At 69.1% G+C, this 9984-nt stretch carries 10 protein-coding genes; 7 read left to right on the top strand and 3 right to left on the bottom strand.

Translation table 11 applies throughout. The features are described from left to right. Window positions 1–25: 25 nt before the first annotated feature. Both AB0F17_RS58100 and AB0F17_RS58095 read left to right on the top strand, forming a co-directional pair. Window positions 26–943 carry a DUF3068 domain-containing protein gene (locus tag AB0F17_RS58100; RefSeq protein WP_358043371.1) on the top strand — a complete coding sequence of 306 codons (918 nt, stop codon included), beginning with the start codon at window positions 26–28 and terminating at the stop codon, window positions 941–943. A gap of 139 nt (window positions 944–1082) precedes the next feature. Continuing rightward, on the top strand, window positions 1083–2189 hold the full coding sequence (locus AB0F17_RS58095) for a nitronate monooxygenase family protein (RefSeq protein WP_358043368.1): 1107 nt from the start codon (window positions 1083–1085) through the stop codon (window positions 2187–2189). 4 nt (window positions 2190–2193) lie between these two features. On the opposite strand, the gene AB0F17_RS58090 is transcribed toward AB0F17_RS58095, so the two are convergent. The 3 genes from AB0F17_RS58090 to AB0F17_RS58080 are packed head-to-tail and all read right to left on the bottom strand — an operon-like array spanning window position 2194 to window position 3593. Next, the gene (locus tag AB0F17_RS58090) at window positions 2194–2424 is read right to left on the bottom strand and encodes a hypothetical protein (protein WP_358043365.1); all 231 of its coding nucleotides are present in this window, start codon (window positions 2422–2424) and stop codon (window positions 2194–2196) included. A gap of 24 nt (window positions 2425–2448) precedes the next feature. Beyond that, window positions 2449–2742, bottom strand: a complete 294-nt coding sequence (locus AB0F17_RS58085) for a type II toxin-antitoxin system prevent-host-death family antitoxin (RefSeq protein WP_358043363.1) — start codon at window positions 2740–2742, stop codon at window positions 2449–2451. Window positions 2743–2783: 41 nt separating this feature from the next. Further along, window positions 2784–3593: a crotonase/enoyl-CoA hydratase family protein gene (locus AB0F17_RS58080; protein WP_358043360.1), complete on the bottom strand. Its 810-nt coding sequence runs from the start codon at window positions 3591–3593 to the stop codon at window positions 2784–2786. 192 nt (window positions 3594–3785) lie between these two features. Here AB0F17_RS58080 and AB0F17_RS58075 point away from each other — a divergent pair, with 192 nt between their 5' ends. The 5 genes from AB0F17_RS58075 to AB0F17_RS58055 are packed head-to-tail and all read left to right on the top strand — an operon-like array spanning window position 3786 to window position 9979. Then, window positions 3786–5336 carry an acyl-CoA synthetase gene (locus AB0F17_RS58075; RefSeq protein WP_358043357.1) on the top strand — a complete coding sequence of 517 codons (1551 nt, stop codon included), beginning with the start codon at window positions 3786–3788 and terminating at the stop codon, window positions 5334–5336. 43 nt (window positions 5337–5379) lie between these two features. Further along, entirely contained in the window at window positions 5380–6222 is an 843-nt protein-coding gene (locus AB0F17_RS58070; protein ID WP_358043489.1) for an OB-fold domain-containing protein, read from the top strand. After that, window positions 6222–7241, top strand: coding sequence for a thiolase domain-containing protein (locus AB0F17_RS58065; protein WP_358043354.1), 1020 nt, complete (start codon window positions 6222–6224; stop codon window positions 7239–7241). The genes AB0F17_RS58070 and AB0F17_RS58065 overlap by 1 nt, the downstream gene beginning before the upstream one ends. A gap of 3 nt (window positions 7242–7244) precedes the next feature. After that, the gene (locus AB0F17_RS58060) at window positions 7245–8393 is read left to right on the top strand and encodes a thiolase domain-containing protein (protein WP_358043351.1); all 1149 of its coding nucleotides are present in this window, start codon (window positions 7245–7247) and stop codon (window positions 8391–8393) included. Further along, the gene (locus AB0F17_RS58055) at window positions 8393–9979 is read left to right on the top strand and encodes an acyl-CoA synthetase (RefSeq protein ID WP_358043348.1); all 1587 of its coding nucleotides are present in this window, start codon (window positions 8393–8395) and stop codon (window positions 9977–9979) included. The genes AB0F17_RS58060 and AB0F17_RS58055 overlap by 1 nt, the downstream gene beginning before the upstream one ends. Window positions 9980–9984 lie beyond the last annotated feature (5 nt).

Genomic DNA, 9984 nt, shown 5'->3' with positions numbered 1-9984 from the left:
CCCTCGACCGCCAGGAGGATCCAGAATGCGACGCACACCTGTACTCGTTCTCGTTGCCGTCGGGGCATTTCTGGTGGTGCTCGCGGGCATGGTCCGCTTCTGGGCCGCGGACAAGATCATCGCTGCTCCGGCGGCCCAGTACAGCGTCACCAAGCTGCAGGCTCCGGGAGCCCAGTACTTCTCCATCGCCGACGGCAAGGTGCTGACCGCGGACCTCAGCATGCTCGTCACGACCCGTGGCGACGTCAAGGAGGCCACGGACAACCGGGTGGTCTGGGACCAGTTCACCGTGGTGGACGACGTCACCAACAACAAGCCGCAGATCAGCCTGTCGGAGCGGCGCAGTGCCTTCGACCGGCGCACCGGGGTGGGTGTCAACTGCTGCGGGGTCAGCGTCGACAAGGAGCCGGTGAAGCTGGAGGGGCAGATCTACCTGTTCCCGTTCGGCGTGGAGAAGAAGACGTACAAGGTCTTCAACCAGACGGCCAAGAAGGCGTTCGACACGACCTTCGTCGGTGAGGACACCGTCAACGGGCTGCCGGTCTACAAGTTCCAGCAGAACATCCCGGCCACGAAGGTCGCCACGCTGACCGCCCCCGGCTCGATGTTCGGCGTGACCCAGTCGGGCGACATCCAGCTCGACCGCTGGTACGAGGGCACCGACACCTACTGGGTCGAGCCCAACAGCGGCGCCCCGGTCAAGCAGGAAGTGCGGCGCAACGAGACGCTCAAGACCCAGGACGGCGTCGAGCGCTCCAAGGCCCTGGTCGCCACCGCCTCGTTCACCCCGCAGACCATCACCGAGATGGTGCGCACCGCGACCGACGCCAAGAACCAGATCTCGCTGCTGAAGACCACGATCCCGATCGTCCTGCTGGTGCTCGGGCTGGTCGCGCTGGCCGTCGCGGTCCTCCTCGGCCGCCGTCGCCGCGAGAGCGAGTAGCCGACAACCAGTAACTCGTAACTCGGACGAGGGCGCCCCTGATCAACGGGGGCGCCCTCGTCCGTTTCCGCGACCGACGAAAAGTTCTAGTACTAGAACACGTTGCAGTTTCTTCGCCGCCGGTCGTATTGTCGGGCCCATGCGGACACGTGTGACGGACATGTTCGGTATCGAGCTCCCCATCTTCGCCTTCAGCCACTGCCGGGACGTGGTCGCCGCGGTCAGCAAGGCCGGCGGCATGGGCGTACTGGGAGCCCTCTACTTCACCCCCGAAGAGCTCGAGATGGAGCTCAAATGGATCGACGACCACGTCGACGGCCACCCGTACGGCGTCGACGTGGTCATGCCCGCCTCCTACGAGGGCGCCGACTTCGCGCCCGAGGAGCTGGTGGGCCGCCTGCAGACGATGATTCCCGAAGGTCACCGGAAGTTCGTCGAGGAGCTCCTGGCCGGCCACGGCGTGCCCGCCCTGTCGTCGGACGCCGACGCGGGCAAGGTGCTGCTCGGCTGGACGGACGCCACCGCCCGTCCGCAGGTGGAGGTGGCGCTGCGGCACCCGATCGCCCTGCTGGCCAACGCGCTGGGCCCGCCGCCCGCGGACGTGGTGGAGCTGGCCCACTCGCACGGCGTCAAGGTCGCCGCCCTCGCCTCCACCCCGCGCCACGCGCTCAAGCAGGTCGAGGTCGGCGTGGACGTCGTGGTGGCGCAGGGCACGGAGGCCGGCGGGCACACCGGCGAGATCTCCACCATGGTGCTGATCCCGCAGGTGGTGGACGCGGTGGACGTGCCCGTCCTGGCGGCGGGCGGCATCGGCAACGGCCGCCAGATGGCCGCCGGCATGGCCCTGGGCGCCGAGGGCGTCTGGACCGGCTCGCTCTGGCTCACGGTCGAGGAAGCCGACACCCCCGAGATGGCCAAGCAGCGCATCCTGGCGGCCACCTCACGCGACACCGTCCGCTCCCGCAGCTGGACGGGCAAACCGGCCAGGCTGCTCAAGAACGAGTGGACGGACGCCTGGGAGTCGCAGGAGTCGCCGGGGACGCTGCCGATGCCGCTGCAGTTCATGCTGGTCTCGGACGCGCTGCGGCGCATCGGCCGCTCCGACGCCGCCGAACTGGCCACCTTCCCGGCCGGCCAGATCATCGGCATCATGAACCAGGTGCGGTCCACACGCGACGTCATGTACGCGCTGATGGAGGAGTACGCCGAGGCCATGGAACGACTCGGCCGCATCACCGGCGACTGACTGGTCAGACGGGAACGACGGTCACCACGCTTTCCAACCCCACGAAGTCATCCGTGTTGCGGGTGTAGAGCGGCAGTCCCCGGCTCGACGCGATAGCGGCGATCATCAGGTCTATGCGTCGTGACCGGGGATCACGCTTCGCGTTGATCGTCAATGCGACGAGGGTGCCGTAGCGGGCTGCCGCGTCCGCGTCGAAGGGCAGCGGCTCGAAATCGACGACGGCGCCCCTCGCCAAGGTCGATGTAGACGCGCGTATCGATCACCCCGCGGGATGGCGCTCATGCACAACGCCGCTCCCAGGAACGTCATCGATGCGGTCCTCGGGGTCAAAGAACTCGTCGGCTTCCCTGCGCATTTCTGCGTAGTCCACGCGGGGAAGCCTTCGGTGTTTGGCCACGAGTTCCGCGGTGCTCAGACGACGCTTGCGGGCCAGCGGCCGTAGCTCTGCCACCTCGACGCCGTTGCGGGTGATGCGGAACACCTCACCCGCCTCGACTTGGTCCATGACGGCCACGGAGTTGTTGCGAAATTCTCGCTGGGTGATGACCTTCATGTCACCGAGCGTAGTCTCATGTAGCTCGGTGTGCTAAATGATCAGTGGCCCTTGTAGACGGCCGGCCGCTTCTCCTTGAAGGCGCGGGCGCCCTCGCGGGCGTCCTGGGAGCCGATCACCGGCCAGCCGATCTCGTCCGACACCTTGAGCGCCTCCGGCTCCGACAGGTCGAGCGTCTCCCGGTACGTACGCAGGATCGCCTGCACGGCGAGCGGGCCCGAGGCGGCGATGTCGTCCGCGATCTCCCGTGCCACCGTCAGCGCCTGCCCATCCGGTACGACCCGATTGACCAGCCCCATGGACAGGGCCTCCGCCGCGGTGATGGCGCGGCCGGTGAGCAGCAGGTCCATGGCGTGGCAGTAGGGAATCTGCCGGGGCAGGCGGATCGCGCTGCCGCCCATGGGGAACAGCGCCCGCTTGGCCTCGAACAGGCCGAGCGTCGACGACTCCGCCACCACCCGCAGATCGGTGCCGACCAGCAGTTCGGTGCCGCCCGCCACCGCGTAGCCCTCGACCGCCGACACGATCGGCTTGGTCGGAAGGTCCTCGCGCAGCAGGCCCTTCCAGTGGAAGTTGGGGATCTGGGCGGCGCGGGCCTGCACCTCGGTGTCCGTCGAGGGCTGTCCCATGGCCTTGAGGTCGGCGCCGGCGCAGAAGGTGCCCTCCGCGCCCGTGAGGATGGCGGCCCTGACCTCCGGCTCGGCCGACACGTACGCCCAGGCCGAGGCCAGGCCGATCAGCATGTCGGAGGAGAGCGCGTTGCGGGCCTCCGGCCGGTTCATGGTGACGATGACGACGTGGCCGTCGCGTTCCACCCGGCAGTGGGGGGTGCTGATCGGCAGGAGCTCCACGGACGCCTCCAGGTAACGAATCAAGCGCTTGTTAGGCAGCGATCCTACCGCGTGGAGAGCGCGCGGACGAAGATGACGGCAGGACCTCGATCAAGCGCTTGCTACAGCTTGGGCGCCGGGATACGCTGCCCAGGCAAAACGAGAACAAGTTCTTGTTTATCGGGGCCTCGGACCACCTGAAGAGGAGTTTCGATGGGCACGCTCGGTTTCTGGCGGCTGGCGCAGGCGGATCCGGACTGGATCGCGTGCGTCGACCCAGACGGCACGGAGCACCGCGCGGGCGACATCCTCGCCCGGTCGAACCGGCTGGTGCACGGCCTGCGCGAGCTCGGGCTGAAACCGGGAGACGGCGTCTGCGGCCTGGTGCCGAACGGCGTGGACGGCCTCGTCCTCTACCTGGCCGCGTTACAGGCCGGCTGGTACTACACGCCGATCAACTGGCACCTGACCGGACCCGAGATCGCCTACATCGTGACCGACAGCGAGGCCCAGGCGTTCTTCGTGGACTCCAGGTACGCGGTCGAGGGTGTCAGGGGCGCCGAGGCCATCGCGGCTGAGCGGCGCTTCGCCGTACAGGATGCTGATATTCCGGGGTTCCGGCCGATCAGTGAGCTGACCGACGGGCAGCCGGACACCGCGCCCCCCGACCGTACGGCCGGGCTGACCATGCACTACACCTCGGGCACGACCGGCAAGCCCAAGGGCGTCCGGCGGCCACTGAACGGGCTCGACCCGGACGACGCCGCCGAGATGCTGTCGTTCCTGCCGGGCCTGTTCGGCATCACCCGGGGCCGGCCCAACGCGCACCTGATCACCTCGCCGAACTACCACACCGCCGTCACGCAGTTCGGCGGCACGGCCCTGCACATGGGCCACACGCTCGTCTACATGGACAAGTGGGACGCCGAGGAGATGCTCCGGATCTGCGAGAAGTACCAGATCACGAACTCGCACATGGTGCCCACGCACTTCAAGCGGCTCCTGTCCCTGCCCGAGGAGACCCGTCACAAGTACGACCTGTCCTCGCTCAAGTGGATGATCCACGCGGCCGCCCCCTGCCCGGTGCCGGTGAAGTGGGCGATGTTCGAGTGGTGGGGCGACTGCGTCTACGAGTACTACGCGGCCACCGAGGGCGGCGGCACCCTGGCCACGCCGGAGGGCTGGAAGGCGCACCCGGGCACGGTCGGCTCGGCCTGGCCGATCAGCGAGCTGCTCATCGTGGACGACGAGGGCGAGCCCGTGCCGACCCGGACCCCCGGGACGATCTACATGAAGATGCTCGGCACCGGGTTCGTGTACAAGGGCGACCCCGCCAAGACCGCCGAGAACCGGCTCAAGGAGTACTTCACGGTCGGCGACATCGGTTACCTGGACGAGGACGGCTTCCTCTTCCTGTGCGACCGCAAGGCCGACATGATCATCTCGGGTGGGGCGAACATCTACCCCGCCGAGATCGAGAACGAGATCATGATCCACCCCAAGGTCGCGGACGTGGCGGTGTTCGGCATCCCGGACGACGACTGGGGCGAGCAGATCAAGGCCATCGTCGAGCCCGCGCCGGGTTCGGTGGCGGGCCCCGAGCTCGTGGCCGAGATCCTCGCCTCGCTGGAAGGCCGCCTGGCCCGGATGAAGTGGCCCAGATCGATCGACTTCATCGAAGAGATGCCCCGCGAGCCCAACGGCAAGCTGCTCAAACGCAAACTCCGCGCACCCTACTGGGAGGGACACGACCGTGCCATCTGAACCGCTGGTGGCGGAGCACGTACTGGAGTTCCCCGGCGGATACATGCGCACGACCGGGCCGGTGATCGGCCGGTTCCTGACCGAGCTGCGCGGCGGCCGGATCGTCGGCGTGCGGACCGCCGAGGGCAAGGTGCTGGTGCCGCCGCTGGAGTACGACCCCGCGAGCGGCGAGGCCGTCACGGACGAGTTCGTCGAGGTCGGGCCGGCCGGGACGGTGACCGCGTGGGCGTGGGTGGCCGAGCCGCGCGACAGCCACCCGCTCGACCGGCCGTTCGCCTGGGCGATGATCAAGCTCGACGGCGCGGACACCGCGCTGGTGCACGCGGTCGACGCGGGCAACGCCAAGGCGCTGCAGATCGGCACCCGCGTGTGGCCCGTCTGGCGGAACGAGCGCACCGGTCACATCAGCGACATCTCCTACTTCGCGCCGGAGGTCACGAAGATCGTGTCCAACGTGCGGGCCGACTACCGGCTGCAGGTGGGCGGCGGGCTGCTGACCTTCCTGGAAGGCGTCGAGCGCGGCGTGTTCCTCGGCGGCCGGTGTCCGGCCTGCGACAAGGTGTACGTCCCGTACCGCGTCTTCTGCCCCCAGTGCGGCGGACCGATCGGCGACCAGCTCGAAATATCCGACACCGGGACGATCACCACGTACGCCATCAACAACCTGCCCGACCCGCGCGCCCCCGAAGTGCCCTTCGTGTCCGCGTACATCCTGCTCGACGGGTCGGACATCCCTATGATCGCGCTCGTCGGCGGCGTCCCGGCGCACGAGGTGCGGCAGGGCATGAGGGTCAAGGCCGAATGGGTGCCCGAGGACGAACGGACGAAGTCGATGGCCAACGTCCGATGGTTCGCCCCCACCGGCGAGCCGGATGTGGAGCTCTGATGCGTGAGGTAGCCGTCGTCGCGTTCGCCCAGACCCGCCACACCGACCACGACGGCGGCCTGAGCGAACCCGAGCTCATCCTGCCCGTCATCAACGAGGTCAAGGAGCTGACCGGGCTGAAGAGGTTCGGCTTCACCTGCTCGGGTAGCTGCGACTACCTCGCGGGCGCGCCGTTCTCGTTCGTCTCCGCGCTCGACGCGCTCGGCGCCTGGCCGCCGATCTCCGAGAGCCACGTGGAGATGGACGCCGCCTGGGCGCTGTACGAGGCGTGGGTACGCCTCCAGCACGGCGACATCGACTCCGCCCTGGTGTACGGCTTCGGCAAGTCGTCACTCGGCGACCTGCGCAAGATCATGACGCTCCAACTGGATCCCTACTACCTGGCGCCGCTCGGCCTCGACCAGCTCTCCTTCGCCGCCTTGCAGGCCAGCGCCGCCGGCGCCGACCGGAAAGAGCTCGACGAGATCGTCCGGCGCAGCCGGGCCGACGGGCGGGCCAACCCGTACGCGCTCGACCTGCCCGAGGACGTCACCGACGAGTACGCGGTCGAGCCGATCAGGCGATCGGACGTCGCCCCCATCACCGACGGCGCGGCGGCGATCGTGCTGGCGACCGGGGACCTGGCCAGGGAGCTGTGCGCCAAACCCGCCTACATCAGGGGCATCGCGCATCGGATAGAGCCGCATTACCTGGGTGTGCGAGACCTGGCCCGGTCGGCCTCCGCGGCCGACGCCGCACGTGCCGCGGGGGTCGGCAAGGGTCCGGTCGAGGTGGCCGAGCTGCACACCCAGTTCGCCCACGAGGAGCCGATCCTGCGCCGGGCGCTGGACCTCCCCGACGGCACGGTGATCAACCCGTCCGGCGGCCCGCTCGCCGCCAACCCGGTCATGGCCACCGGCCTCATCCGCATCGGCGAGGCGGCCCGGCGCATCCACGACGGCACGGCCGCCCGCACGGTCGGCCACGCCGCCGGCGGCCCCTGCCTGCAGCACAACCTTGTGACCGTCCTGGAGGCATGAGAAATGGGCAACAGGTGTGCCGTGATAGGCGTCGGTCAGACGTACTACACGACCAAGCGCAGGGACGTGTCGATCGCCGGACTGGTCCGCGAGGCGGCCGTCAGGGCGCTGGACGACGCCGGGCTGACGTTCAAGGACATCGACGCGGTCGTCATCGGCAAGGCGCCCGACCTGTTCGAGGGCGTGATGATGCCCGAGGCGTACCTGGCCGACGCGCTCGGCGCGGCGGGGAAGCCGATGATGCGCGTGCACACCGCGGGCAGCGTCGGCGGCTCCACGGCCCTGGTCGGCGCGAGCCTCGTCCAGGGCGGCGTGCACGACCGGGTGCTCGTCGTGGCGTTCGAGAAGCAGTCGGAGTCCAACGCCACCTGGGCGCTGTCCACCCACCTGCCGTTCAGCGCGTCGCTGGTGGTCGGGGCCGGCGGCTACTTCGCGCCGCACATCAGGGAGTACATCCGCAGAACCGGCGCGCCCGAGCACATCGGCACGCTGGTGGCGGTCAAGGACCGGCTGAACGCCCTCAAGAACCCCTACGCCCACCTGAAGATCCCCAGCATCGACCGGCGGATGGTCGAGTCGACGCCGATGCTGTGGGAGCCGATCCGCTACCTGGACACCTGCCCGTCCAGCGACGGCGCCTGCGCCATGGTCCTGTCGTCGGAGTCGGCGGTCACCGGCACACCCGCCTGGCTGCACGGTACGGCCATGAGGTCCGAGCCGATCTTCCGCGCCGGACGCGACACGGTCAGCCCGGAGGCGGGCAAGGACTGCGCCGCCGACGTCTACCGGCAGGCGGGCATCACCGACCCGCGCCGCCAGATCGACGTGGCCGAGGTGTACGTGCCGTTCTCCTGGTACGAGCCGATGTGGCTGGAGAACCTCGGCTTCGCCGCCGAAGGCGAGGGCTGGAAGCTCACCGAATCGGGAGCCACCGCCCTCGACGGCGACATCCCGTGGAACGCCTCCGGCGGGGTGCTGTCCAGCAACCCCATCGGGGCGTCGGGACTGATCAGATTCGCCGAGGCCGCGCTCCAGGTGCGCGGCATGGCGGGGGAGCACCAGGTGGACGACGCCCGGCTGGCGCTCGGCCACGCGTACGGCGGGGGAGCCCAGTTCTTCGCGATGTGGATCGTCGGACGGGAGAAGCCCTGATGGAGTTCAACCACGCTGACCTGTTCGAGGGGATCGCGGACGCGATCGGCGACCGGGTGGCCGTCGTCTGCGACAACGAGCGCCGCACCTACGCCGAACTGGACGCCGAGGCCAACCGGATCGCCCACTACCTTCTGGAGCTCGGCATCCAGCCCGGCCAGCACGTCGGGTTGCACCTGTACAACAGCATCGAGTACATCGCCGGCCTGCTCGCCGCGCTGAAGATCCGCGCGGTGCCGATCAACGTCAACTACCGCTACGTCGAGTCCGAACTGCTCTACCTCTACCGGGACTCCGACATCCGGGCGCTGATCTACGACGTGGAGTTCGACGCGCGGGTGTCGGCGGTCGTGGGCGAGGCGCCCCTGCTGCAGCACCTGATCTCGGTCGGCGGCCAGTCGTCCGTCGCGAATGCCGTGCCGTACACCGAGGCCCTGAAGCGCGGCGCGCCCTCGCGCGGCTTCGAGCCGCGGTCCGGGCAGGACGTCTACATCATCTACACCGGCGGTACGACCGGCATGCCCAAGGGCGCGATGTGGCACGTCGAGGACCTGTTCATGGCCTTCGGCGGCGGCAACCCGTACGGCGATCCGCTCCCGACGCCGCAGGCGGTGGTAGACCAGGTGGCCCAGAAGGACCCCCTGGTGATGATGGCGGCCGCGCCGCTGATGCACGGGGCCGCGCAGATGGGCACGTTCATCACCTGGTGGATGGGCTCGACCGTGGTCTACGTGCGCCGGTTCGACGCCGACGCGGTGTGGCGGGCGGTCGGGCGCGAGCACGTGTCCACGATCAGCATCACCGGCGACGCCATGGCCAGGCCCATGGCGGAGGCGATGGAGAGAGGCGGCTACGACGTGTCCTCGCTCATCGTGATCAGCTCGACCGGGGCCATCCTCAGCGGAGCCGTGCGCGACCGGCTCCAGCGGGCCCTGCCCAACATCATGATCCTGGACAACTTCGGCTCCACGGAGTCCGGCTTCACCGCCTCGGGCGTGGCGGGCTCCTCGCCCGAGAAGGGCCTGCGCTACCAGCCGAACGCCACAGCCGGGCTCGCCGTGCTCGACGAGAAGCTGCGGCCCGTCGAGCCGGGCTCGGGCGCGCTGGGCACGGTGGCCAAGTCGGGCCGGGTCGCCTTCGGCTACTACAACGACCCGGAGAAGACCGCCCGTACGGTCGTCACCGACGCCGAGGGCACCAGATGGCTGCTGACCGGCGACCTGGCCAGCGTCGACGCCGACGGCACCGTGAACGTGTTCGGACGCGGGTCGCAGTGCATCAACACCGGTGGCGAGAAGGTGTTCCCCGAAGAGGTGGAGGCGGTGCTCAAGGGGCATGAGGCGGTCTTCGACGCGGTGGTGACCGGGGTACCGGACGAGCGCTGGGGCAACCGGGTGGCGGCCGTGATCGAGGCGCGCGAGGGGGTGGGGGTGACGGCGGACGAACTTGACGAGCACTGCAGACAGCACTTATCGGGGTACAAGGTGCCTCGTACGTACGTGTTCGTGGACGAGATGGTCCGATCACCGGCAGGCAAGGCCGACTACCGGTGGGCCCGCACCCAGGCGGAATCCGGCGGCGCGTGAGCCTT

It is taken from the genome of Nonomuraea sp. NPDC026600 (genome assembly GCF_040638335.1).
Lineage (GTDB): Bacteria > Actinomycetota > Actinomycetes > Streptosporangiales > Streptosporangiaceae > Nonomuraea.
Note: the sequence above shows the minus strand (reverse complement) of the source record. Positions and strands in the feature narration are given on the sequence as shown.